The sequence below is a fragment of the Bacteroides sp. HMSC067B03 genome (assembly GCF_001811315.1).
GTDB classification, from domain to species: domain Bacteria; phylum Bacteroidota; class Bacteroidia; order Bacteroidales; family Bacteroidaceae; genus Bacteroides; species Bacteroides faecis.
Genome location: NZ_KV804329.1, coordinates 17,808 through 43,684 on the forward strand (window position 1 = coordinate 17,808; position 25,877 = coordinate 43,684).

A 25,877-nucleotide genomic window follows, 5' to 3' on the forward strand; every position below is an offset into this window, starting at 1 on the left:
CTTTACTTGTTTAGTTTCTTTAGTCTGTCTTCAATCATGCTCTCGATATCGTCATTGCCCTGGTAGTTCTGTTGCAGGCTCAGCAGATACTGGCGTGCGTCGAGGTCTTTACCCATAGCGACATATACGTCCGACAGGAGGACAAAGCTGCGTGCTAGCCAATAAGCGTGTGGCGTACTCTGTTCGATGTAGTTGAGCAGCTCTTTTTCTGCTGCCGCATATTCTTTGGCATCGTAAAGTGCTTGGGCAACTTGGTATTTAGCTTCGGCACCATAAGAATTGCGGGTATCCTTGGCCAATTCGCGGAAATCATCCAATGCTTTCTTGTCCGCTTTCTGATTCTTATAAGCCTTCGCACGATAATAAAGAGCTTCGTTCTTCAGTTCTGGACTAAGCTTGGCTTCAGCCAGCACCTCGGTTGCTGCATGAATTGTTTCCACGTCGTCTCTCAGCAGGAAGGCACAACGCAGGATGCCGGTTTCGGCAAGCTGGCGGCGTTCTACATTGGTCGCTTTTTCTTTCAGCATCTTGTAGCTTGTCAGAGCTTCTGCCATCTGTTGCTGGTTGAACTGTACTTCCGCACGCATGATCAGCGCTTCTTCTGCAAATGGATTGTTCGGATATTCAAGCAATTTTCCGGAGTGGAGGAGCACCATATCATAATTCTTCTGCTCATTTCCAATCTGGCAGAGATAATAATGCGCATTCAGGCTAAATGCTCCTTCCGGGAAGGTTTGCAGATATTTATTAAGGCTGCTCTTGGCTTCTTCTGTTCTGCCACGTGCATAAATCTTTTCAGCAGCAGCATAGGTCAGAGAATCCTGCTCGCTGGCATCAAAACGGATATGTCCCGGCATCGCATTGGCTAAGGCAGCAAATTCGTCGATGCGGTTCAAATCTACATAGATAGATTTCATATCGCGCATTGCCAGGCGGGCTTCTTCACTGCCCGGATACTTTTCAATTACTTGTTTATATGCATTGATTGCCTGATCGAAGTTACCGTTCTGATAGTACAGCAAACCGATTTCGGCTGCGGCTTTCCGGCTGACAGGGCTTTCGGGATATTTCTCCAGCATTTCCTTGAAGGAGGTAATAGCCTGGCTGTTGTTGTCCATCAATACATAAGAACGGCCTTTCTCGTAAATGGCGTTCACTGCATACGGAGAAGAAGGATATTTGCCCACCAGTCTGTTCAGAAGAGTGATCTTGCCGGTATAGTCTTTCTGCAAACCGGATACGAGTGCCAACTGATAGAATGAATAATCTCCGGAAGGAGTATTCATTTGTTCGGCTTGCGAATAATAATGTTTGGCTTCTTCGAAGTTGCGCACATTCAAGTGGCAGTCTCCGATACGGTTGTAGGCATCTGCAAGTGCTGTTCTGTTCTCTCCTTTTTCCAGCTGGATATATTTTTGGAAGTAATTACTTGCCTGTGTGTAGTCCTTACGGTGGAAGGCAATGTATCCTAAGTTGTAGTTGGCGAGTGCATACATTTCATTATTAGGCTGCGTGGTCAGTTGCAGGTAAGCGTTGAAATCGCGGGCGGCTTCCATCATTCGGTTGAGGCGGTAGTAAGATTCTCCACACCAGTAGTAAGCGTCCGCTTTGGTCTGGCGGTTGTACTGTCCGATGGCAATAGACTGGTTCAGATATTGGAGAGCCTGCTCGAAGTTGGCATTGGCAAATGACTGTGTGCCCAGCTGAAAGAGAATCTTTTGTTTGGCTTCCATGATCTGTGCACTTGGTTTTGCTATTCGTTCGATAGACTTCAAGGCAGCTTCGTAGCTGCGGGTATTCATATAAACTTCTACCAGATAGTTGCTTACTTTCTCGGCATACGGAGATGTCGGGAATTCATTGAGGAATTTCTCAAAGGCGGTTACCGACTCACCGAAAGCTGAATAGGAAGTTTCGTGCAGGCAAAGTGCGTAGTTATAAGCAGCCTGTTCCTTAATCTGGAGATTGGCACTGGAAGCGGCGGCCTGTTCGAAAGCCATACGTGCCTTGTTTTTTTCTGCCAGCTGTAGGTATGAAAGTCCCATGTGCAGGTAAGCATTCTGTGTCAGTGCATCGTTGGTCGTAGTCACTTGTCCCAGCATTTCTGCTGCTTTGGAGTAGACTTTGGTTTGGTAATAGGAGAGGCCCAGCATATATAGCGCATCACGGCGGGGAGCGGAGTGGTCTCTGTCCAGATAGCCGGTGAATGCTTCTACTGCCTGATGATATTGGCCGAAGTGGTAGTAAGCATCTCCCAGAATACGGTACATTTCGGCGGCATGTTCGTTGTTAGGATAGGCCGACAGGTAATTCTGTGCTACAATCTGTGCCTTATCGTAGTTCTTCTTGATGGCATAAATCTCTGCTATATAATAAGGTACGAGTGCTTTGTATTTGGGATCGTCCTGCAAGGGGAGGAAATCTTTCAATGCCTCGTCATAACGTTTCTGAGTGTAACGGATGTAAGCAAGATAGTAGCTGCAATCCTTTGCATATTTGGGACTGCTGGCACGCAATGTTTCAAACCAGATGGCGGCTTCTTTCAGATTATCGGTCTTCATGTAGCAGGTTGCCAGTTGGTAGGTGCGGTCGTCACGTTCTTCATTACCCAACAGATCGAGGCGGGTAGAGTTGAAGAGAGCTAATGCCTCATCATATTTCCCTTCGTAGAAATAACAGGAGGCCAACAACGAATAGATGCGGTTGGCATAAGGAGTATCGGGATAACGTTCGAGGTACTTACGTAGTAACTCGATGCGGTTTTTGTCTTTCAGTTCATAAGCCGAACTGACTAACATATATTCTGCGTCCTGAAGGAGACTTGCTGTTGGCTTTTGCTTTACAAATGCTTTCAATGCAGGTATAGCGGCTGCATAATTTTTTTCCTGGAAAAGTTCTTTCCCTTCTTTATAAAGGTTGACAGGAGAGGTTATCTTTTCGCTTGTCTGTGCGGAGATGGCAATCGGCGCGCAACACAACAAGGTGCAGATAATTCGTGATATTCTTTTCTTCATAATCTAGTGTTTTGACAAAAATACGACTATATCTTCCAACGAAAACCCTTTGAAAGTTATTTTATAATCATTTAAATCTTTATGTAAATTATCTCTCATCGATTTTGAATCCGAGATACTTATTCTTTTTTGACTCTTTTTCATCTTTCTGATGAGGGTAATTAAGTCTGATGTTGAATTTCATGTGATTGTTGTTTTTATAATTAATGGCGGTTACAAAGATAATACGAATCTTAGTATTTTCCTCATTTAAAACGTTTTCTGATACCCGAAAGTTTAGTAAACCCTTTAGTTAACTGTGCTGAGCCAGAAACTGTACAACTCCCCGTCGAATGGAATCCAACCCGAAATCTTCCGGACGTATCTCCGATAACGGCAGAAAGAAAGCATCTGCCACGTCATCCATTGCCGAGAAATGGCTCATGTCTTTTACGGTACAAAGAAAGAACATATCGAGGGTATGCACGGGAAAGCCCGAATAGATATAGATGTTCGGCAAGGAGAACTGATAGACCGCTTTGTCCACCTTCAATCCTGTCTCCTCTAATACTTCTCTGCTTACACCTTCTTCTCCTGTTTCGTTCATATCGATAAACCCTCCGGGAAGATCGAGAGTGCCTTTTGCAGGTTCTTTGGCACGGCGGCAGACTAGCAGTTCGTTCTTTTCATTCAGAATCAGCGCCACAGTAGCGGCAGACGGATTGAAATAATAAACGAAACCACAGTCTGTGCATTTCTTAGACTTTTCATTGTTCACTTCGAAATGTGGAGAACCGCATTCGGGGCAATACAGAAATTGCGCAAGAGGATGTTTCATAATTATCAATTTTATATAAAAGATTGTCTGCCCACAAAAATATAAAATCTTTTCTTCAGATATGGAATAATGTGATTACAAAATAGTAAATACCCCGTCCTATTAGTATCATTAACAACAATCATATACAAATTAAAAGAATCAGGCTATGAATAACAAAATGAATGTTCCTTTATCGGGAATTATTCCTCCGTTGGTAACTCCTTTACTGGATGATGATGTATTGGATGTGGAAGGTTTGCAAAAACTGATTGAACATCTCATTGCAGGTGGCGTACATGCTCTTTTTGTGTTGGGAACTACCGGTGAATCGCAAAGTCTCAGTTATAAATTGAGGGTGGAAATGATTAAAAATACCTGTCGTATAGCGAAAGGACGGTTGCCGGTACTGGTATGTATTTCTGATACCTCGATTGTGGAGAGCGTGAACCTTGCCTGTATAGCGGCTGATCATGGGGCCGATGCTGTCGTTTCTGCTCCTCCCTATTATTTTGCGACAGGTCAGCCCGAATTGATCGAGTTCTATGAAAATCTGTTGCCTCAGTTGCCGTTGCCCTTGTTCCTGTATAATATGCCGACTCATACCAAAGTGAACTTTGCACCGTCTACTATTCAGCGGATAGCAGAGAATCCCGGAGTGATCGGTTTTAAAGACAGTTCGGCAAATACTGTTTATTTCCAGTCGGTGATGTATGCCATGAAAGATAATCCGGACTTTTCGATGCTGGTAGGACCGGAAGAAATAATGGCGGAGTCCGTGCTTCTGGGGGCTCATGGCGGAGTAAACGGAGGGGCGAATATGTTCCCCGGACTGTATGTGAGCTTATACAATGCTGCAAAAAATGCGGATATCGAAGAAGTGAGACGTTTGCAGGAAAAAGTGATGCAAATCAGTGCCACGATCTATACGGTAGGGCAACATGGGTCCAGTTACCTGAAAGGTCTGAAATGTGCTCTCAATCTACTGGGAATATGCAGTGATTATGTAGCTGCGCCTTTCCATAAGTTTGAACAACGGGAAAGAGGAAAGATATGGAAAGCGCTTCAAAATCTGGGAGTGGATGTAGTGTTGAGGTAATTAATTTAACTAAAAATGAACGGCTATGTCTATTCTCGACATTATAATTTTTTTATTCTTCACGGGGGGAGTTGTTGTCTTCGGCTGCTCTTTTTTCAACAAGAAACGTTCGTCGGAGGAGTTTACTTCGGCAGGACGTTCCCTTCCGGGTTGGGTTGTGGGAATGTCTATTTTCGCAACGTATGTGAGTAGCATCAGTTATCTGGCTTATCCGGGCAAAGCATATATGTCCGATTGGAATGCTTTTGTATTCAGCTTGTCCATTCCGATAGCTTCGTACTTTGCTGCTAAATATTTTGTACCCTTTTATCGTTCTATCGGAAGCGTATCGGCTTACAGCTTTCTGGAAGAACGCTTTGGCCCCTGGGCGCGCATGTATGCGTCATCATGTTATCTTTTGACACAAGTTGCCCGGATGGGCTCTATTTTGTATCTGCTCGCATTGCCCATGAATGCTTTGCTGGGATGGGATATCAAAATGATTATTGCAATAACCAGCATCGCTATTATTGCCTATTCAATGCTGGGTGGTCTGAAGGCGGTGATATGGACGGAAGCAATTCAGGGATTTATTTTGATTGGTGGTGCAGTCGTTTGTCTTTGTGTACTGATGTTTAAGATGCCCGAAGGACCTGCCCAGGTATTTCAAATAGCGATAACTGATCATAAGTTCAGTTTGGGAAGTTTCGGAAGCAGTTTGACCGAATCTACTTTCTGGGTATGTCTTATTTATGGTGTGTTTATCAATCTGCAGAATTATGGCATTGATCAGAACTACGTACAGCGTTATCTGACCGCAAAGAGTGATAAGCAGGCTAAGTTCTCAGCTCTTTTCGGAGGTTATCTCTTTATTCCGGTTTCTGCCGTGTTCTTTATGATAGGTACGGCATTGTATGCATATTGCAAGGTATTTCCGGAATTTCTTCCGGCAGGAGTTGAGGGAGATGCAGTCTTTCCCTATTTTATTGTGCATGCGCTTCCGACCGGATTAACCGGATTGCTGATTGCCTCTATTTTTGCTGCCGGTATGAGTACGGTGGCTACGAGCATTACCAGTTCGGCTACTATCATTCTCACGGATTATTATACCCGCTATATGAATAAAAAGCCGACAGAAAAACAGTCGGTGAGGGCCTTGTACATTTCTAATGTCTTTATTGGAGTAATTGGCATTTTTGTAGCACTGGCGTTTTTGAATGTAGAAAGTGCACTGGATGCATGGTGGGCTTTGTCCTCCATCTTTAGCGGTGGTATGCTGGGACTCTTCCTGCTGGGGTATATTTCAAAGAAGGCGCGGAATGTTGACGCCGTTTTGGGAGTGATCTGTGGCATTATCGTTGTCGTCTGGATGAGCTTGTCTCCTATCTTCTTTAAGGATGGTTTTATGAGCGAATATGCAAGCCCGTTTCATGCTAACCTGACCATTGTCTTCGGAACCATTGTTATCTTTCTGGCAGGCTTTCTCAGTATGCGTTTGCTGAAAACAAAGAAGTAGAAAAAGGCAGCTTCACTGGCAGGCATATTGGTTTCATCTATTATCCGATAGAATTATTCGATTGGACTTTTTTTGCAAAGGCGGGGTTTCTGCCTTTATCTTTGCATCAGAAACAAAAAACAAAACGATGTTTCTGATGTTATAAGTCAAATCAATTAATAACAATAAAAGCAATAAAGAGTATGGAACCAATTTTAAATTCTCAACTTCCTGAATTCAGCGTTCAGGCTTTTCAAAACGGAGCCTTCAAGACAGTAACCAACAACGACCTGAAAGGTAAATGGGCAATCCTTTTCTTCTACCCTGCTGACTTTACATTTGTATGTCCGACGGAATTGGTAGATATGGCTGACAAATATGCTCAGTTCCAGGAAATGGGTGTGGAAATCTACTCGGTAAGTACTGACTCGCATTTCGTACACAAAGCCTGGCATGATGCTTCCGAAAGTATCCGTAAGATTAAATATCCGATGTTGGCAGACCCGACCGGCGCTTTGAGCCGTGCACTGGGTGTGTATATCGAAGAAGAAGGTATGGCTTATCGTGGTACATTCGTTGTCAATCCGGAAGGAAAGATTAAAGTGGTGGAACTGAATGATAACAATATTGGTCGTGACGCCAGCGAATTGCTTCGCAAAGTAGAAGCCGCACAGTTTGTAGCTACTCACGACGGAGAAGTTTGCCCGGCTAAATGGAAGAAGGGCGAATCTACTCTGAAGCCAAGCATTGACCTTGTCGGTAAGATTTGATAGATCTTGATAATGTGTGTGAAGGGCCGGTAACGGAGACGCTGCCGGCCCTTCTTTTAAAAGAATGAAAGGAGAAAGAGAGATGTTAGAACCTGCATTAAAAGAACAACTGAAGGGTATTTTTGCCGGACTGGAGGCTGATTTCACCTTTGATATATCCGTGTCAGCCAGTCATGAAAGCCGTGCTGGATTGCTGGAGTTACTGGAAGATGTAGCCGAATGCTCCACCCATATCACTTGCGTGGTAAATGAAGGAAGCGGACTGAAATTTGCGATATGGAAGAATGGGCATCCAACAGGAATCACTTTCCGTGCTATTCCCAATGGACACGAGTTTACTTCTTTGTTGCTCGCTATCCTGAATTTGGACGGTAAGGGAAAGAATTTTCCGGATGAGGCTGTCTGCAATCGTGTAAAAGCGTTGAAAGGTCCGGTACATTTGGTGACTTATGTTTCACTTACTTGTACTAACTGTCCGGATGTGGTACAGGCTTTGAATGCAATGACAACGCTGAACCCTTCCATCACACATGAAATGGTTGACGGCGCACTGTATCAGGATGAGGTGGACGCATTGAAGATACAAGGCGTGCCTTCTGTTTTCGCTGATGGAAAGCTGCTTCATGTGGGGCGCGGTGAATTTGGCGAACTGCTTGCTAAATTGGAAGCGCAATATGGTATTGATGAAACCAAAGCGGAAACGGAAGTGAAGGAATATGACGTAATCGTGGCTGGTGGAGGTCCTGCCGGAGTATCGGCAGCTATCTATTCCGCCCGTAAAGGATTACGTGTGGCGATTGTTGCCGAACGTGTCGGCGGACAGGTAAAAGAAACGGTAGGTATTGAAAATCTGATTTCTGTTCCCGAAACGACAGGAAGTGAACTTGCCGATAACCTGAAAACACATTTGTTGCGTTATCCGGTAGATCTGTTGGAACAGCGCAGGATAGAAAAGGTGGAACTTACTGGAAAAGATAAATTGGTGACTACCTCCGTAGGGGAGAGATTCATTGCTCCTGCATTGATTATCGCTACCGGTGCAAGCTGGCGGAAATTGAATGTTCCCGGCGAGAATGAGTATATTGGTCGCGGAGTAGCTTTCTGTCCCCATTGTGACGGACCTTTTTATAAAGGAAAGCATGTAGCAGTAGTAGGCGGTGGAAATTCCGGTGTTGAAGCTGCTATTGACTTGGCGGGTATCTGTTCTAAAGTAACGGTCTTTGAGTTTATGGATGAACTGAAAGCGGATAATGTACTTCAGGAAAGACTCAAATCTTTGCCGAATGTGGAAGTTTTTGTTAGTGCACAGACTACTGAAGTGATTGGCAACGGTGATAAACTGACAGCCTTACGCATCAAGGACCGTAAGACGGAGGAAGAACGATTGGTAGAACTTGATGGTGTATTTGTACAGATTGGCCTCTCTGCCAATAGTGCTGTTTTCCGTGATGTGGTAGAGACAAACCGACCGGGTGAAGTCGTGATTGATGCCCATTGTCGCACCAATGTCACTGGCATCTATGCAGCAGGAGATGTATCGACTGTGCCTTATAAGCAGATCATTATTTCTATGGGTGAAGGTGCTAAAGCTGCCCTTTCTGCCTTTGATGACCGGGTACGCGGTGTCATCTGATAAAATAGATTATTTATACATCCCCCCCTCTTGTATAAATAATGGCCACAGAGATTCTGATAAAGTCTCTTGTGGCTTTTATTTTTTTCTTACCTTTGTCATACAAATATTTAACCCCCAATGAAAAACATGAAAAAGATATTTTTACTGATTTCCGCCATTTTATTCATTGTTCCGGTGCAGGCGCAGCATACATTGAAGTTGATGACTTATAATATCAGAAATGCAACCGGTATGGATGGTGTCTGTAATTTCCAGCGTATTGCAAATGTGATAAATAATGCTTCTCCTGATGTAGTAGCTGTGCAGGAAGTAGATAGCGTAACTAATCGAAGCAATCAGAAATATGTATTAGGCGAGATAGCAGAACGGACGCAGATGCATGCCTGTTTTGCTCCGGCTATTGATTTTGACGGTGGTAAATATGGAATTGGCCTATTATCAAAGAAAGCTCCGATCCATTTGCAGACGATGGCTCTGCCAGGTAGAGAAGAAGCACGGACATTGATTCTGGCAGAGTTTGAAGATTATATTTATTGTTGCACTCACTTGTCACTCACTGAAGAGGATCGGATGAAATCGTTGGATATTTTGAAGGCTTTTGCTATATCTTATAAGAAGCCTCTTTTTTGGGCGGGAGATATGAATACCGAACCGGAATCGGATTTTATCAAAGAGTTACAGAAAGATTTTCGCATACTCTCTGATTCCAAACAACACACTTTTCCTGCTCCCGCCCCAAAGGAGACTATTGATTACGTGGTGGCTTTTAAGCAGAATGATAAAGGATTTGCCCTCGTCTCTTCGGAAGTGGTGAATGAACCTGTAGCGTCCGATCATCGTCCTATTGTTGTGGAACTGCGCACTGCTGAAAAGGCGGATAAGATATTCCGTACTAAACCCTATTTGCAGAATCCGGTTGGAAATGGAATGACCGTGATGTGGGAAACCACTGTTCCTGCTTATTGTTGGGTAGAATACGGGACGGATACGACTCAATTAAAGCGTGCGCGTACTATTGTTGACGGACAGGTAGTCTGCAATAACAAGTTACATAAAATACGGCTGAATGATTTACAGCCCGGTCAAAAGTACTATTATCGTGTCTGTTCACAAGAAATGTTGCTTTATCAGGCATATAAGAAAGTTTTCGGAAATACTGCCCGTTCCGCTTTCAGTGAATTTACTCTGCCTGTAACCGGTACGGATTCTTTTACTGCTGTTGTGTTCAATGACCTGCATCAGCATACCCATACCTTCAGGGCTTTGTGTAAACAGATTCAGAATATCAATTATGATTTTGTCGTTTTCAACGGTGACTGTGTAGATGACCCGGCAAGTCATGATCAGGCAACTGCCTTTATTAGTGAATTGACCGAAGGAGTGCACGGAGATTGTATCCCAACTTTTTTTATGCGAGGAAATCACGAAATCCGGAACGCTTATTCTATCAGTTTGCGTGACCATTTCGACTATGTAGGTGACAAGACTTATGGTTCTTTCAACTGGGGAGATACCCGTATTGTCATGCTGGACTGTGGAGAAGACAAAACAGACGATCATTGGGTCTATTATGATTTGAATGATTTCACCCAGTTGCGTAACGAGCAGGTCGGTTTTCTAAAGAAAGAACTGGCTGCTAAAGAATTTAAGAAAGCGAAGAAACGCATCCTTCTGCATCATATCCCTCTTTATGGCAATGATGGGAAGAATCCTTGTGCTGAACTATGGACTAAACTGCTGGTAAAAGCTCCTTTTGATATCTGTCTGAATGCTCATACTCATAAATATGCTTATCACCCGAAAGGTGAATTGGGGAATTATTTTCCGGTTATTATAGGTGGGGGATATAAGATGGAAGGGGCTACTGTGATGATTCTTGAGAAGAGGAAAGAAGAACTCAGAGTCAGGGTGTTGAATGCAAAGGAAGAAACTTTGCTGGATATAACGGTCTGAATAATGTATATGATAACTTGAATCATGGAATTGAATTTCACCCCAAAAGTTAGATATTAAACTTTTGGGGTGATTCTTTTTATATTGATAATACCTATAATTCCTTTTTCTCTTCTTTCATTTTAGTTTCCTCCTGAGATAACAATGAATGTCAGTCCCCAAATGAATAATATAAACATAACTCCCAAAAGTCTGTTTGTGGCTTTGGAGCTATCGATAAATTCTTTCCAGATGAAAACACCCCAAAGAGCAGCAATCATCGGTGCTCCTTGTCCAAGTGCATAGGAAATGGCTGCTCCCGCTTTTCCTGCGGCAATGTAGCTTAATGCTGTACCTAATCCCCAAATGCATCCTCCGAGAATCCCTACCATATGTGTGCTCGCTTTTCCGGTAAAATATTCCTTGTAAGTAACAGGTAAACCGACGAACGGACGTTTCATCACAAGTGTATTGAAGAGGAAGTTGCTTAGGAAGATTCCGATGGCAAAGATGAAGAATGCAGTATAAGGAGTTGCCATTCCTGCTGTTGGTGATTCAAAATTGTTCAAATCCATGGCGGCAGCGACAAACCGGTAAAAGAATGACATCAGTATACCGGCAATAGCAGCAAGAATAATTCCCTTTTTGCTATTATTGGTTCCTGCCTTTTGATTTTTACCGGCTGCAATACCGCTACAAATGATGGCGATAACAATCAGCACGACTCCTGTGAATAGCCAGAACGGATCTCCTTTGGGAGAACTGAAATAATTAATGAATACTCCTAATACTAATGCCAGTCCTACTCCCAATGGGAAAGCTACCGCCATTCCGGCAATGGATACAGAGGCAGAAAGGAGAATATTGGAAGCATTGAAGATAACTCCTCCGATAAGTGCACTGGCAATATATGCCGTTTCCACTTGTTGGATGTCCTCCAGAAAACCTCTTCCCGAATCTCCGAAACTTCCTAGTGTGAATACCAGAAGTAAGGCGAACAACAAGATGCCGATAGTGTAGTCCCAATAATAAAGTTCATAACGCCAATTCTTACTGGCCAGTTTTTGGGTATTTCCCCACGATCCCCAGCATATCATTGTGATAAAGCAGAAGATAATAGCTAAGGTGTAACTATTGACTATATACATAATGATCTTTTTTTAAGATTTCAATTCTCTTTTCCTGTCACTTGTCTTATAAGTGCGTTGCGGGTTGCCCGAATATTTTCTTCCCCTTGAATAGTGAGATATTGGTGTTTACCGCTTTCAGAAGGAGAAAAAATACTTTGTCCGATACTGTCTATGGTGATTGTTCCCTTCTCGGATAATTTGAAATAATTATTTCCCGGTTCTATGGCTTGTAGCACGGATGTCAAATCCCATGTTTCTCTGTCATATGGCATTTCCTGAAATATTTTATATGATACGCACAGAGGATGTTTATAACTGTCGGCAAAATCATTTAATATACTTTGATGAGGATATCGAATCTTGTTTCCTAGTTCCCATCCGCTGGCAATAATCGGAGTAGGCCATTTTTTGAAAGTAATTTGGGCTGCATTCAGATCATTAACAATGTTCCATTCAGGGAAGTCGAATTCATTATCATAGAGTCCTCCCATGACAGATAGTAATTTTACCTTTTGTGCTACCAAGGCTTTTCCATCCAGCTCGCTGTATTCATCTGCTTCCGAGATAAGCAAACGGGCTAGATTTGTTTCCGGACCTAAGGCTATAAATACCACAGAATGATCTCCTTGCTCTGCCAGCAATTTACGCAACAGTTTATATCCTTCCGGAATATGATCTTTTAGGCTTCTTTTTGGATGTAATATTTTATTATTGTCAATAATAGTATCCAGTGTTTGGCGGAGATAATGTCCGTCGTCTGTATTCATCCCATTATAAGCATAGCCTAAGGGTATGTCGTATTTGTCGTTGAAACGACAATAAGCGTCAATATATTCCAGTGAATAAGGATTACACTTGCTTATAGTGATACCTAGCAAATCAATTTTTTCTTTTTTCTCATAATTAAGCAGCATTTGCATAGCTAAAACATCATCGATGTCATTTCCAACATCCGTGTCGAGTATGACAGGAATTGCAGAAGTAGTCTCTTTCTGTTGTGCACAGGAGCAGAATAAAGAGACGGTTATTAGAATGATTGCTATATATTTGAACATATCTTGGGTTTTTATAAGTTATTACCAATATTCTCAATTGTATTGCTGGTTAATGATTGTTGCGAGGAATAAGTTACTTTATAAAGTACGCCTCCTTTGGCATGGAGAGTCTGATTCTCTAAAGTTGCAGTTCCTTCTTTGGTAAATGTGCCATTTACATCATATCTTCCGGAAATGGTTTCTCCAAATTTACCATTCTCTAGTTTGAATTGAGAGTCATTCAAACTATAAATCAGTAAATAATTGTGCATGTCTAATACGAAACCTAAAGAAGCATTATTTGTCTGGAATGTGATTTGTGCTCCAGTAGTACATATTAGTTGTTCTAATTTGTCTTTTGGCTGATTATCGTTAATATTAAATGCTGCAAAATTCTCCGGTTTTACTTTGGCAACGTCTATATAAGCTGCCGCCAAGCCTTTTATGAGACTACGAGTAGGGGGCGTAAAATCTTTTTCTTGTAAATCCCACGTATAAATTCCGTGGTCAATTTGGTCCGGTTCGGTAGTGTTGTTGATAAAGAAGTTGCTGGTAGCCAAATCATAAATATTATAGCCTCCTCCTAATGCGAAAGATGTCAAGATAAGACTCGGACTGTTTGTATAACTACCTTTGTTCTCGGCAACCAGCGCATAATTTCCAGCAATTGATGCGTATGCCATGACTTCATTTTTGAGATGTTTAATATTATCTTTATAAGCATCAACGCCAATGAAATCAATGCCTTGAAGATCGAATACATCTTTGGGGCGAGCATTAGTTGCCTCTGGAAATGGATTAATACCATCACCGTAAATTAGATTGACACGAGTTACTACTTTGTAAGAACTGTTTTTTACAGCTTTTCCTACAGTGTTTAATGCATTTGTGATCATTGTCCAGGCCTTCTCTTTGCTTAGAGGAGTCCCATCCCGATATTTTAAATCTTTTTGGTCGATTCTCCAGCGCATTAATGCATCAGGTTCATTATGGATCTGCGCTGATATAACGGGATGCTTGTCTCCATTTTGAGAATCCCAGTATCGGATGTGGTTAAATAAGGCGGTGATGGCTTTGGTTTCTCTCTCCAGTACCCATTCATCATCAAGAATCATGGTGTATTGGTAACCATAATAGTTCCAAAAATTTCCTTCATCATTCCGGCTGAACCTTTTGTTATATTCTTGAAGTACATATTGAGGTATCAGGTAGGAGAATGAATCTCCTACCATATTCGTACTGAACCAAAGTAATTCCATTTTCAAATTATACTTGTTGACGAACTGCAAGATTGAGTTTACGATACTATAATCGTACTTGTTTTCTTTAGGCTCTACCATATTCCATGAAATTGGAATTTGCACACAATTTAGTCCCAGTTCCTGAGCTTTCTTGAAGTAGTTTTCCACTTCATTAATAGTCATCTTGTCACAATTGAGAAGGGCATCAAGGCGTATTTGTGCACCAAGAAACGGAAAAGGTTTACCGTCAACAGAAACATATGTTTTGTTGTTCTCAGTCACTAGTTTACTTACTTCTATTTGAGAAAGTATTGGTTCGACGTATGTTTCATTATTATTGTCAGAACAAGCTGTTGCGAATAATGAAAAGAAAACCAGTGCGTAAGTTAGTATTATCATTCTTTTATACATAATTGGTCTTTGTTAAATTAGTAGATTATTGGATTATTGCGGGGTTCCTCCTCCTGTCATAGGCCAGCCCGGATTCTGATAGATAGGAGAAGAATCCAAATCACCTCCGGATGAAGTAACCAGAAAATGTTCTGCTGCTATCGGATCGAGATAGTGTGCCATATTCCATTTATAGCCGTTGTAAACAATGTTATTGGCTGTGATGTGATAAGGAGCAAGATAAGTACTGAAGCTACGTGGTGAAACATTTTCTCCTTCTTTAAGAATGGAGTTGCCGTTAGAATCTTTATACCAGTCCCAGCCATACATTTCCTGCCATAAATTCATTCCTAGGATATGGTAGGGTTTGGTAATCATCTGGTCCATTGAACGCCATCTATGTAAGTCCATGCTACGTAAACCTTCCGCCATCAACTCACATCTTCGTTCACGGCGGATATTATAACGTGTGGCATCAATAATTTCTCCGCCGGAATATGCCCCCCAATCAGTTTCTGCTTCTTTTGACATATCTGTAAGCCTGATTGTTTTGGTATAGTCCTCATCAATGCCGGCTCTGCGACGAATCGCTTTCCAGTACTTTTCTGCATAGGAGTCGAGTGAACCATGCAATTCATAATAAGCTTCTATATAGTTGAGATAGGCTTCGGCTGTACGGAATATGATAGAACCGACAATACTTTGAGTGTTATTTGTGTATTTCCCGTCAGGGTTTAATCCTTTGCGTAAGGCATAGCCTGTATTGTACTTTTCTGTAACAGAAGAGGCGGTTATATTGGGTCCCCATTCTTCTACTACCCCATGATCTCCTGCCTGAGTATGCAAATTTTTCTGTCCTGGCTTTTTGATGAAGATGTCTGCACGGGTATCCCTGTTTTTAGTGATATGAATGATATTATTATCTCCCCAATAAGATGAGTTTTCATCTGCCCACATCGGGGATGCATAAATAGGTTCTCCATTTTTAAGAATAAAGGCGTCAATCATGCTTTTAGTAGTGCCTACTCCATTGTTGCCGACACATCCGTATTGACAAACTTCATTTGCCACTCCTAATCCTGTGTTGTAGCGCCTCCATAAAAGTACTTCATTGTATTTCTCCATGTCAATATCGCAGAACATACTGAAATAAGGATTTTCAGGTTCCGAAGAAGTTTGTGGGAATACTCCTGTATTGGCAGTTAATATATTATATTTTTCTGCTATGATTTGTGCCGCTTTAATAGCTTCATCAAAGAAGAACTCTGATTCTTTTTCAATACTTCCGGATTTAAATGAGTAATTAGCATTATAATCTTTATTTGCTCCCGGCCATCCCGGTCCATTGGGTACAAAAGCTGTTCCTTTAAAATTCTTCAGCCATGAGCCTTCGTAAAGTGCGACCCTTGACTTGAGAAGGATAGCGCAGTCTTTGCTTAGCCGGTTCTTGCCTCCGGAAGGAGCTATGTTTTGCATCATTTCTATAGCTTTGTCCAGATCAGATAAGATAAATCTGGCTACTTCATTTCGGGGGGCTCGTTTGCTGATTTCTATCAGAGCTTCACGTTCATTAGGATAAGTTTTAGTAATAATAGGAAAGTCGCCTAATGATTTTAATCTTTCAAAATACATGAAAGCTCTGAAGAAATACATTTCTCCGATATAGTGTTTGATATTGGTCGTGTTTCCGACAATGGCATTGTTTTCATACGATGGAAGCACATTTTCAAAGAAATAATTGCATCGGTAAATATCAGCGAAATACCATGAGCCTCCTTCTTGTCCTACTTTCCAGTATCCGGGTGCATACATTACGTTAGGTTGCATACCGGCCATATTATCTGTGTTATTGTCAATTTCAAAAGTTCCATATCCATAGGTGCCATGAGTAGGTAGCACTTGATATTGATCAGTAGCAAAAGCTGCAATATTACTTTCTGTTGTCAGATATTCATTTGGAGAAAGTTGATCAAGAGGTTCCTGGTTTAGGAAATCATTGCAACTTGTCAAAAAGAGCACTCCGCTCAATAAGGTTGATATCGTAAGTCTTTTCATAATATCCTGTTTTTAGAATGTGACATTTAATCCAAAAGAGAATGTTCGGGATAGTGGGTAAACGTTTCCGTGTCCCCAACTACCGCCTTCGATTGATTCGGGGTCGAAGAAGTCAATAAGGCTCGTAATGGTGAACAAGTTTTCACCGGATGCGAATATCCTAAGGTGCTGCATTCCCATTTTTTGTACAATGTTGTGTGGCAAGCTATATCCTATCTGCAGATTCTTCAGACGTAGATAAGATGCATCTTGTAAATATTTAGTTTGTGATTGCTGGTTTTTATCGGTGTTGAATAAGGGTCTTGGATAGTAGGAATTCAGATTCGTTCCCAATGGACTGGCTTCGTCATTTCGGAAATAATCATCGTGTCCTTTTAGTGCTGTGGAAAACCAGGGCCCTTGTCTACCGTTTGCACCCCAGAAGTAGTAACTACCCTGAAAATAATCTCTTTTCAATGTTCCTTGCCAGAACATTCTGATATCGAATCCTTTCCAATCGGCGGCTAATTCCAGTCCTACATTATATCGGGGCGTGGAGTTACCTATTCTTTTTAAATCACCGTGATCTTGTAAGGTGTGGCTTCCGGCATCAATTTTTCCGTCTTCATTCAGATCTTTATACATAATGTCTCCGGCTTTCCAGTCTTGTCCGAGATTACTTTGTCCACCGTTGATTAATCTTCCGATGTGTTCAGCCATTTCCTGGTCAGATTGTGCAATGCCTATCGTTTCATATCCCCATATTTCACCCACGTATTTTCCGGCATAAAATCCATCTATCAGTCCGGAAGGATTTGAATAACGAGTAATCTTGGTACGACTGTCGGCAAGTGTAAAGCGGGCACTATAATTCAATCCATTATTTAACCGGTCTTTCCACATTAGTTCCAGTTCCCATCCGAATGTTTTAAGATTTGTATTATTGGAACTGGGAACGGCTGTTCCAAGGACTACAGGCAATTTCTCCGAAGGGCCGACCATATCGTCAGTTTTACGAATGTAATAATCAAAAGAGCCGGTTAGCCGATTGTTAAACAGGCCAAAGTCAACTCCGGCATTCCATGTACGGATTTTCTCCCAGGAGAGATTATAGCTGACGAGTGAAGGTGCCCAGGCAATATTGGCTAATGTTCCGTCAATGATCCATGATCCTGTTCCTGTACCGATTGTAGAATAAGTCGGATATAAAGAAGATGTATTTTGGTTACCCAAACTACCATAAGAGGCTCTGACCTTAAATGTGTTGACAACTTTGCTGACAGGCAGGAAGAATTTTTCTCTGGCTATGTTCCAGCCTACTGATGCGGAAGGGAAAAATCCCCAACGACTGTCACTACGAAATCGTGAGGAACCGTCATAGCGTAGATTTACTTCCAGAAGATATTTTTCCAGGTAATCATAATTCAATCTGCCGAAGAATCCGGCGGTAGCCCATCTGTTGTGTCCACCTGCTACATTCGGAGCAACTTTTTGGTTATTTGAATCCATTCCGGTAGAAGTGTTGATAGTCGGTTTTCCCGGATAAATGACTCCTAGCTTCTCAGCAGCTATATCTTTATAATTATTTTGTTCGGCTTGAAACCCGAAAAGAACTTTCATATTATGTGATTTTGCAAAGGTCTTTGCATAATCTGTATAGAGATTTACATTAAAATAATCGCTGGCATAAGTGCCTTCATGTACTTGGGAATCGTTATTCCATGTATTGCCCTTAGTCTTTCCGTCAACACCTGTCTGATGAACAGTTAAGTAATCCCAGTGTGAATATTGTGTGTTGTATCGATAGCTTAAATCTCCAATCAGTCGCCACCCTTTGATAGGTTCTACCGTTATATTCAGTTGTTGGTAGAGCCAAGTGTTTCGTTCTTGTTTTTCACCTCCGTTTTGCATTTGGAGCACATGGTCGTCATATAGTATACCATTCGGGTCATAAAGCGGTTTGGTAGGCCAACATTGGCGTCCGATTTCGGCAAAAAAACTTTCATTAAGATGTGTTGGCTGTACATAGTCACTTCTGATAAAGCGGGTATTGAATCCGACTGATACTATTTTTGATAATTGTGCGTTGATTTTCGCAGATGCAGTATATCTGTTTGAGTATTCATCCCCAATTCTGAGCTCTCCATCCTGACCTAAATAGTTCGCTGATAAATAGTATTGTATTTTGTCTGTCCCGCCAGTAACGCTGATATTGTGCTCGTGTGCAAAGACATTGTCTTTGAAAAAATAGTCATAATAATCAATATTATCATTTCCTTGTGAATATCCGTCTGCCCATAACGAAGGATTATTGGGTACGGGGATGGTAGAATCGGTAATTTTGCCGGCCATATAATCTTTGATGCGGTTTATCCTTTCTTCCGAGACCCAATTGTAAGGTCCCCATCCGGAATTGGCGGCTGCATCATTATAGTATAAGGAGAACGTGTAAGAGTCTAATGAAGAAGGCATATTGATAGGGCTACTTACACGGAAGCTGTTGTTGTAGTTAACTTGCGCTTTACCGGCCTTTCCCTTCTTGGTCGTTACTAAGATTACTCCGAATGGTGCTCTGGAACCATAAATAGAAGAAGCTGCCGCATCCTTCAGAACTGAAATAGATTCTATATCCTGCGGATTAATGGAATAAATATCTCCTTCCATACCATCTATCAAGACTAGGGCGCTTCCTGTAGAACCTTCTCCGATAGTTCCGACTCCACGTACATTGATGGATTGTTTCTGATTGAGACCTCCTCCCTGATTGCTATAAATATTCAAACCGGGAACCTGTCCTTGTAATGCCTGGACTGCATTGGATACAGGGATTGCTTCGAAGGCTTTCGAGTCAATGACTCCGACAGAACCGGTTAAATTAATCTTCTTTTGGGTACCATAACCTACAACGACCACTTCATCCAATAAATTGTCGTCAACTTCCAGTGTTACGTTTATCATTTTTCTATCACCTACTGTAAACTGGACTGTTTTAAATCCGATGTAACTGAATTCGATAGTTGAACTTGGATCCGCTTTCACTTGGTAGTGTCCGTTAAAGTCAGTGACAGTTCCGGATACTATATTCCCATCTTTTACTTTTATGGAAACTCCCAGTAGAGGTTCTCCATTATTATCTTTTACTGTTCCGGATACATAATTCTGAGCATATGTATTCATTGAACATAAAAGTAGGAAGCCCAGCAGGCAGATAAGCTTATGACTTGAGTTATAAGTTATCAGGTGGACAGCTTTCTTTAAGAGAGTAGAATGTCGATTAGTTTTCATAATCCATTAAATTTAAAAGTTGAATGATAAGGCTAATTCTTTTTCTAACATGAAGTGTTTTACTTCATCGAGAGTAGGAATAGACGGTTGGGCACCGGAACGTGTAACAGCGATAGCTGCCGCGGCATTCGCAAAACTCAATGCATCCCGGTCTATTTCCCTTTGGGCACAAATTACAGCCAATGCCCCACAGAACGTGTCACCTGCTGCAATAGTATCAATCGCATTTACTTTGTATCCGGGAAGCTGAATGATTTCTTTGTCGTTTTTCATATATACACCTTGACTTCCCAATGTGATCACAGCATTGCGTGCACCTGCCTGTAATAAGCTTAGAGCGATTTCTTCAAGATTATTTCCTGTATATTCAATTCCTGAGATGAAGGCTGCTTCCAGTTCATTGACGACTAGTATATCAATGGCTTTCATCAGCTCCTCATCAATCAGGCAGGCGGGTGCGGGATTAAACAAAACCTTTTTACCTTTTTGTTTAGCCAGAAGAGCTATTCTTTTAATCGTTTCGTAAGGAATCTCGGCTTGCATAACTATGATATCTGCTTCGTCAATTACCTTTGAAAAATGAATAATTGAACCGGGTAATAAAGAATAGTTAGCTCCGGGAGCTACTGCTATGCAGTTTTCACCACTGTCGGCAACAAAAATGAGCGCAGTCCCTGTGGGCTGATTAACATCATCTATGATATAATCAGTAGCGATACCTTCTTTCTTAAAGTGTTTTTTTAGAATTTCTGCATACATATCATTTCCCAAAGAGGTAATAAACGTTACAGATCCCCCGAGTCTTGCTGCTGCTACAGCCTGATTGGCGCCTTTCCCCCCGAGGGATTGTATAAAACTGGCATCTCCGACTGTTTCGCCAGGCGCCGGGAGATGGTTGACTTGTGCAACCATATCGATGTTTGAACTTCCAATAACTACTACTTTCATTTGAATCAGATTTATGTGTTTAACCTAGGTCTTATCTCGTTTATAGCACAACTTCTCTCTTATAAGGAATCGCACTCTGCGCACCGATTCGCGTGACTGCTATAGCTGCCGCCGCATTGGCAAATTTCACAGATTTAGCGAGTGAATGCCCTTCAGACAGGCAGACGCTGAATGCTCCGCAAAATACATCTCCGGCACCTGTTGTGTCAATCGTCTCTACTTCCTTTGCGGGAATCATGGTATATTCATCTTTCTCTTTTACGTAAGCGCCGTCTTTACCTAAAGTAATGACAACATTCTCTATACCTTTCTCTCCGATAGCCTGAGCGGCACGATGAGCGCTTTCTATATTCATCACTTTGATTCCGGATAACATTTCCGCTTCAATGCGGTTGGGGAGTATGGTGTGCACGTTTTTTAAGAATGAGTTGCTCAGGCTGGACGCGGGAGCCGGATTGAGGATTACCTTTTTCCCATATTTGCAAGCAATAGTAGCTGCATATTCTACTGTATCTATAGGAATCTCAAGTTGCATGAGAATAATATCAGCTTCCTTGATTTTTTCTTCGGCTTTATTGATATCCTCAATAGAAAGCGAACGGCTTGCTCCCGGTGCTACGATAATGCTATTTTCACCGAAAGAATCTACGGAGATAAGTGCAACTCCGGACGGACTTTTCTGGTCGGTAAATATATATTCCGTATTAATTTTCTCTGATCTGTATATTTCCAATGCTTGCAGGCCGAACAAATCATATCCGATTTTGGATATGAAGGTGACTTCAGCTCCCAGTCGGGCGGCTGCAATCGCCTGATTAGCTCCTTTGCCACCGGGATTCATGTAGAAAGTTCCGCCTAGTATGGTTTCTCCGGGAACAGGTAGTCTGTTGGCTTTCACGACCATATCGGTATTGCAACTACCGATGACTACAATTTTGGGTCTATGAATTGATATAGTTTCCATAGTATTAAAAATTAAGACTATGCAAATGAAAGCAATAATCATGCATAGTTTTCTACATTAATAATTGGTTTATATAATCTCAAAAATGATATCTTATATTGAATTTTCCTGTATGGAGGAGAGAATATAGGGGTAATGTGAAATGAATTTATATAATTACAAAGAGAAAATGGAGATTTGAAAAGAGTGTTTTTATCGTCTGAAATACGAATCAGGCACCTTAGTCTTTAACATTCTTTTGCGCTACTACGTGCTCTGAGGACTTCAGACAGTTTCTCTTTCCGGATTTTGGATTCCATCCACGCCGTAAAGTCAAAGAGGCGTAAAAGCTGACTTTCATATTTATTATTATATAATTCATGAATCTCAGGAGACAACTTTTCCCAAAATGCTTCTCTGTCTTTTTTCAGGATGGGAATATTTCTTTTATTCAGAAACCATAAAATGATACGTTCTGTTTTAAAAGTCTGCTCTTTGGGGGAAGATAGACTTCGGGTGATGGAGCGGGATTCATACTGGATCAGCTCATGCTCTTGCACTTCATAAAAGACGATGAGGCGGACCAGACGAATAGTTCTCATTAAAGGCAGATACTTTATGTTATGGTCTATGATAGCGTTGCTGATATACTTTTTAGCAGTTTTATATTCCTGGTTACCAACGTGTACGAGTGTGGTGTAAAGGAATAACTCACTTTTTCGAATAGGGCTTAACCAGGCTTCTTTATCATAAAGTATTTCCTGGTAGTCTACCATAAGTTGGGTACATTTTGAAAAATCTCCTTTATCCAGATAGGGAAATAGTTCGTATTGGAAGAGAAGGCAAGTTGCATTTACTTTAAATTCGAGCGAAGTGCTGTCTGATATAAGTTTTCTTAATTTATCGAGGAAGTAGGGGATTTCGTTATAGTTGCTCACAGACCGCAGGCTGCCGAGTACTCCTTCGAGTACAGATAAATAGTATATAGGAGGATTTGACCAGAACTGTTGATTCTGCTCAAATAATGAGTCCAGTTCTTTGTATGAATTTAGGGCAGCTCTGTAATCACCTGCTCCCATCAGGTAATTAGCCTGAAAAAGTTTATGGTTTCGTGTTAATTCAAAATTACCTTCGGAGTCTGAAGAAGCGGCTATATAAAGTTCGTTGACCATAAGGTCATTCATATCCTGTTTTTGCTTTACTGTCCTGATGGAGCCAATATGAGATAAACGATATTTCAATAAGTTGTGTAATGAAGATTGCTCTGTGATTTTCCGAATCTTTTTCAAAGTTTCATTTTGGATGAAGTGTTTATGAAAAAGCTCCTGTTCTGTCATGTTGGGAAAGTTCAGACGGAGCAGATATTCCAGTTCCAGTTTCAAGGCTATCGTCAGAATTTCGTTGTTTTCATAGAATTGTGCTTGTTTTATCGTATTGGATAGCATTTCGAAACATTCTTCAAACAGAGAACGTTCATAAAGCATTCGGGCTTTGCACAAATCATTCAGCAGATCGTAATATATATCTTTCTTTTTTCGCAGGGTGAGTAACGTATCCGTCAGTTTTTCATATAAGTATTGAATGGACACTTCAAAAGAACCATTGGGGTTACGTCTGTAAAATTCCTCTTTTACAATGTTTCCATTCGGTTGTTTACTCTTTATGATAATATCATAAATCACCAGATAGTCTTTCTCCTCCTTGTCTTTGATTACTTGTAGGGAGAAGTGCTTCTTTTCTGATTTAGATAACGAGTATATCAGGGATATAACGGAATCTACTCTTTTCATAGGAACTCTTTGCATTAGTATTAGGCTGCAATATTCGGGAATTTTTCTTTAAAAAGCAAATTTAGCATTCTGACACTTTGTATTTTCTGTGGCTCTTTGCTGCTTGTATTTGTGGGAAGAAGCCGGACTTGTTCTGAAAATTACAGGGAATTCTCATTTTCATAAATCAGAGAGATGTATTATGGTGTGATTGGGCGTTTCTTTGATGAGTGAAAATGTGGATTATGGTTGTTTATGTTGTGATATATGAAATATACTATACGTTTTGTTCTTTTTGAAATGTCGAACATTGAACTCCATTTAGCTAATTATTTCTGTTTTCTTGATGTTTTTAGCAAGTGTTTTGGCTTGTTGGATTGTTCCTTTTAAAGGAACGGTCTGTTGGTTTAAAAGCAACACTTCGTTGGTTTAAAAGGAACGTATGATTTAGTGTAAACATCCGGTTGTTTATTTCTAAATATGAGGTTGTTTTTCTCAGATTATACGATCTTTTTTGTATAAGTATTCGTTGATGTGAATAAATACTTGCTTGTTTTGTATAATATTACAGTGTATTCTGAATATGTTTCCTATTTATACCTTTATTAAAAGATTATCTGTTATCGAATTGGATAATAAATTGTCTTTTTGTTATTCAATATATGAAATTGTGTGCATACCGTTAATTCTAGTGGTGTGAAAAATCACCAAAATTGTATTTGAGAGAATAATATTAAGAATATGTTGATAGTTTATTTGAAAATAATATTCATTTTAGATGGTTTTTTATAAGAAAAGCTATACCTTCGATGTACTTTTTAATATTAAAGATGAAATGTTGGATTTAAAGCAACTTACAGTTGAAGTATGCCGCATAGCTACTGAAGCCGGGCATTTTCTGAAAGAAGAGCGTAAAAAATTCCATCGTGAACGTGTGATAGAGAAGCACGCGCACGATTATGTATCTTATGTTGATAAGGAATCTGAGGTACGACTGGTCAAAGCTCTCTCTGCCTTGTTGCCCGAGGCTGGGTTTATTACGGAAGAAGGTTCTGCCACCTATCAGAACGAATCCTATTGTTGGGTAATTGATCCATTGGATGGGACGACGAATTATATTCACGATGAGGCTCCTTATTGTGTATGTATTGCTTTGCGCAGTCAGACAGAATTGTTAATAGGAGTCGTTTATGAAGTTTGCCGGGATGAATGTTTCTATGCATGGAAAGGCGGAAAGGCCTTTATGAATGGCGAGGAAATTCATGTTTCGGATGTAAGTCAGGCGCAAGATGCTTTTGTTATAACTGAGCTTCCTTACAACTATCAGCAATATAAACAAACTGCTCTCCATTTGATCGACCGATTGTATGGAGTCGTTGGAGGAATCCGTATGAATGGTTCGGCTGCGGCTGCTATCTGCTATGTAGCTGCCGGACGTTTTGATGCCTGGGCAGAAGCTTTTCTCGGAAAATGGGATTATTCGGCAGCTGCGTTGATTGTGCTGGAAGCCGGTGGGCGGGTAACCGATTTCTATGGTGACGATCATTTTATAGAAGGACACCATATCATAGCGACTAACGGACATTTACATCCTTTGTTCGAGAAACTCTTGTCAGAAGTTCCTCCATTGAATATGTAGGACTTCCTTGTTCTCTTATAAATAACTGATATTATGAAACACACATTACTCATTAAAGATTGGCTTTATTCTTTCTTGTTTCTTCTATTCCCACGTTGTTGCGTCGTTTGTGGCAGATCGTTGGTGAAAGGGGAGGAGTGTATTTGTACCCTGTGCAATTTGAATTTACCGCGTACAAATTACCATCTTCGAGAAGATAATCCGGTAGAACGCCTTTTCTGGGGAAGAATTCCTTTAGGGCATGCTACTTCTTTTTTCTTTTATCGTAAAGGGAGTGACTTTCGCCAGATTCTCCATCAGCTTAAATACGGAGGACGAAAAGGAATCGGTGCCATTATGGGACGATACATGGCGTCCGAACTGCTTGCATCCGGGTTCTTTCAGGGAATTGATGTGATTATTCCTGTCCCCCTGCATAAGAAAAAGCAGCAGATTCGTGGCTACAACCAAAGTGAATGGATTGCACGGGGAATTACCGCTGTAACGGGAATCCCTGTAGACACAGAAATGATCGTACGCAGAAAAAACACGGAAACACAGACTCACAAGTCAGTCTTTGAACGCTGGGAAAACGTGGATGGTATTTTTGAATTGCACCATGTTGGTGCATTAGCCGGAAAACATATTCTGCTTGTGGACGATGTGTTGACTACAGGAGCCACCACTGCAGCTTGTGCTGCCTGTCTGGCAGAGATTGAGGGAATACATATTAGCATATTAACTTTGGCAATTGCCGAATAAAC

General features: G+C 41.2%; 17 protein-coding genes. 7 read left to right on the top strand and 10 right to left on the bottom strand.

Annotation, left to right across the window (positions count from 1 at the left end; all coding sequences use genetic code 11):
• Nucleotides 1–2: 2 nt before the first annotated feature.
• Complete coding sequence (locus HMPREF2794_RS08040) at nucleotides 3–3,014, bottom strand: tetratricopeptide repeat protein (protein WP_022301065.1); 3,012 nt, start codon at nucleotides 3,012–3,014, stop codon at nucleotides 3–5.
• 292 nt (nucleotides 3,015–3,306) lie between these two features.
• On the bottom strand, nucleotides 3,307–3,831 hold the full coding sequence (locus tag HMPREF2794_RS08045; protein ID WP_010535640.1) for an NUDIX hydrolase: 525 nt from the start codon (nucleotides 3,829–3,831) through the stop codon (nucleotides 3,307–3,309).
• Nucleotides 3,832–3,979: 148 nt separating this feature from the next.
• On the opposite strand from HMPREF2794_RS08045, the gene HMPREF2794_RS08050 reads away from it, so the two are divergent.
• The 5 genes from HMPREF2794_RS08050 (at nucleotide 3,980) to HMPREF2794_RS08070 (ending at nucleotide 10,742) form a co-directional block, all read left to right on the top strand.
• Entirely contained in the window at nucleotides 3,980–4,909 is a 930-nt protein-coding gene (locus HMPREF2794_RS08050) for a dihydrodipicolinate synthase family protein (RefSeq protein ID WP_055271629.1), read from the top strand.
• Between the two features lie 25 nt (nucleotides 4,910–4,934).
• Nucleotides 4,935–6,404, top strand: a complete 1,470-nt coding sequence (locus HMPREF2794_RS08055) for a sodium:solute symporter family protein (protein WP_070751305.1) — start codon at nucleotides 4,935–4,937, stop codon at nucleotides 6,402–6,404.
• Nucleotides 6,405–6,586: 182 nt separating this feature from the next.
• On the top strand, nucleotides 6,587–7,153 hold the full coding sequence (ahpC, locus tag HMPREF2794_RS08060) for an alkyl hydroperoxide reductase subunit C (RefSeq protein WP_008761950.1): 567 nt from the start codon (nucleotides 6,587–6,589) through the stop codon (nucleotides 7,151–7,153).
• A gap of 82 nt (nucleotides 7,154–7,235) precedes the next feature.
• Entirely contained in the window at nucleotides 7,236–8,786 is a 1,551-nt protein-coding gene (ahpF, locus tag HMPREF2794_RS08065; protein ID WP_022301062.1) for an alkyl hydroperoxide reductase subunit F, read from the top strand.
• A 129-nt stretch (nucleotides 8,787–8,915) separates the two neighbouring features.
• Entirely contained in the window at nucleotides 8,916–10,742 is a 1,827-nt protein-coding gene (locus tag HMPREF2794_RS08070) for an endonuclease/exonuclease/phosphatase family protein (RefSeq protein WP_070751306.1), read from the top strand.
• A 122-nt stretch (nucleotides 10,743–10,864) separates the two neighbouring features.
• Here the strand turns inward: HMPREF2794_RS08070 and HMPREF2794_RS08075 are convergent, their stop codons facing one another.
• The 8 genes from HMPREF2794_RS08075 to HMPREF2794_RS08110 form a co-directional block, all read right to left on the bottom strand.
• A complete protein-coding gene (locus HMPREF2794_RS08075) occupies nucleotides 10,865–11,869 on the bottom strand; it encodes a GRP family sugar transporter (RefSeq protein ID WP_070751307.1) in 1,005 nt (334 codons plus the stop codon).
• Nucleotides 11,870–11,889: 20 nt separating this feature from the next.
• The gene (locus HMPREF2794_RS08080; protein WP_070751308.1) at nucleotides 11,890–12,906 is read right to left on the bottom strand and encodes a nucleoside hydrolase; all 1,017 of its coding nucleotides are present in this window, start codon (nucleotides 12,904–12,906) and stop codon (nucleotides 11,890–11,892) included.
• Nucleotides 12,907–12,917: 11 nt separating this feature from the next.
• Nucleotides 12,918–14,525 carry a DUF4969 domain-containing protein gene (locus tag HMPREF2794_RS08085; protein ID WP_240052981.1) on the bottom strand — a complete coding sequence of 536 codons (1,608 nt, stop codon included), beginning with the start codon at nucleotides 14,523–14,525 and terminating at the stop codon, nucleotides 12,918–12,920.
• A 45-nt stretch (nucleotides 14,526–14,570) separates the two neighbouring features.
• On the bottom strand, nucleotides 14,571–16,571 hold the full coding sequence (locus tag HMPREF2794_RS08090) for a RagB/SusD family nutrient uptake outer membrane protein (RefSeq protein WP_008761956.1): 2,001 nt from the start codon (nucleotides 16,569–16,571) through the stop codon (nucleotides 14,571–14,573).
• A gap of 12 nt (nucleotides 16,572–16,583) precedes the next feature.
• Nucleotides 16,584–19,835, bottom strand: a complete 3,252-nt coding sequence (locus HMPREF2794_RS08095; protein ID WP_070751310.1) for a SusC/RagA family TonB-linked outer membrane protein — start codon at nucleotides 19,833–19,835, stop codon at nucleotides 16,584–16,586.
• 12 nt (nucleotides 19,836–19,847) lie between these two features.
• Complete coding sequence (gene rbsK / locus HMPREF2794_RS08100) at nucleotides 19,848–20,783, bottom strand: ribokinase (RefSeq protein ID WP_010535630.1); 936 nt, start codon at nucleotides 20,781–20,783, stop codon at nucleotides 19,848–19,850.
• Between the two features lie 40 nt (nucleotides 20,784–20,823).
• Complete coding sequence (gene rbsK, locus HMPREF2794_RS08105) at nucleotides 20,824–21,747, bottom strand: ribokinase (RefSeq protein ID WP_055269598.1); 924 nt, start codon at nucleotides 21,745–21,747, stop codon at nucleotides 20,824–20,826.
• A gap of 227 nt (nucleotides 21,748–21,974) precedes the next feature.
• Entirely contained in the window at nucleotides 21,975–23,516 is a 1,542-nt protein-coding gene (locus HMPREF2794_RS08110; protein WP_010535628.1) for a hypothetical protein, read from the bottom strand.
• Nucleotides 23,517–24,330: 814 nt separating this feature from the next.
• Between HMPREF2794_RS08110 and HMPREF2794_RS08115 the strand changes: the two genes are divergently transcribed.
• Together HMPREF2794_RS08115 and HMPREF2794_RS08120 are read left to right on the top strand one after the other, a co-directional pair.
• Nucleotides 24,331–25,134: an inositol monophosphatase family protein gene (locus HMPREF2794_RS08115; RefSeq protein ID WP_029425070.1), complete on the top strand. Its 804-nt coding sequence runs from the start codon at nucleotides 24,331–24,333 to the stop codon at nucleotides 25,132–25,134.
• Nucleotides 25,135–25,167: 33 nt separating this feature from the next.
• Nucleotides 25,168–25,875 (top strand): ComF family protein, encoded by a 708-nt coding sequence (locus tag HMPREF2794_RS08120; RefSeq protein ID WP_022301058.1) that lies wholly within the window; start codon nucleotides 25,168–25,170, stop codon nucleotides 25,873–25,875.
• Nucleotides 25,876–25,877: the final 2 nt, after the last annotated feature.

Coding starts and splice junctions, on each gene's coding strand:
- HMPREF2794_RS08040 (WP_022301065.1), bottom strand. CDS start 3,014: ATGAAGAAAAGAATATCACGAATTATCTGCACCTTGTTGTGTTGCGCG.
- HMPREF2794_RS08045 (WP_010535640.1), bottom strand. CDS start 3,831: ATGAAACATCCTCTTGCGCAATTTCTGTATTGCCCCGAATGCGGTTCT.
- HMPREF2794_RS08050 (WP_055271629.1), top strand. CDS start 3,980: ATGAATAACAAAATGAATGTTCCTTTATCGGGAATTATTCCTCCGTTG.
- HMPREF2794_RS08055 (WP_070751305.1), top strand. CDS start 4,935: ATGTCTATTCTCGACATTATAATTTTTTTATTCTTCACGGGGGGAGTT.
- ahpC (WP_008761950.1), top strand. CDS start 6,587: ATGGAACCAATTTTAAATTCTCAACTTCCTGAATTCAGCGTTCAGGCT.
- ahpF (WP_022301062.1), top strand. CDS start 7,236: ATGTTAGAACCTGCATTAAAAGAACAACTGAAGGGTATTTTTGCCGGA.
- HMPREF2794_RS08070 (WP_070751306.1), top strand. CDS start 8,916: ATGAAAAAGATATTTTTACTGATTTCCGCCATTTTATTCATTGTTCCG.
- HMPREF2794_RS08075 (WP_070751307.1), bottom strand. CDS start 11,869: ATGTATATAGTCAATAGTTACACCTTAGCTATTATCTTCTGCTTTATC.
- HMPREF2794_RS08080 (WP_070751308.1), bottom strand. CDS start 12,906: ATGTTCAAATATATAGCAATCATTCTAATAACCGTCTCTTTATTCTGC.
- HMPREF2794_RS08085 (WP_240052981.1), bottom strand. CDS start 14,525: ATGATAATACTAACTTACGCACTGGTTTTCTTTTCATTATTCGCAACA.
- HMPREF2794_RS08090 (WP_008761956.1), bottom strand. CDS start 16,571: ATGAAAAGACTTACGATATCAACCTTATTGAGCGGAGTGCTCTTTTTG.
- HMPREF2794_RS08095 (WP_070751310.1), bottom strand. CDS start 19,835: ATGAAAACTAATCGACATTCTACTCTCTTAAAGAAAGCTGTCCACCTG.
- rbsK (WP_010535630.1), bottom strand. CDS start 20,783: ATGAAAGTAGTAGTTATTGGAAGTTCAAACATCGATATGGTTGCACAA.
- rbsK (WP_055269598.1), bottom strand. CDS start 21,747: ATGGAAACTATATCAATTCATAGACCCAAAATTGTAGTCATCGGTAGT.
- HMPREF2794_RS08110 (WP_010535628.1), bottom strand. CDS start 23,516: ATGAAAAGAGTAGATTCCGTTATATCCCTGATATACTCGTTATCTAAA.
- HMPREF2794_RS08115 (WP_029425070.1), top strand. CDS start 24,331: ATGTTGGATTTAAAGCAACTTACAGTTGAAGTATGCCGCATAGCTACT.
- HMPREF2794_RS08120 (WP_022301058.1), top strand. CDS start 25,168: ATGAAACACACATTACTCATTAAAGATTGGCTTTATTCTTTCTTGTTT.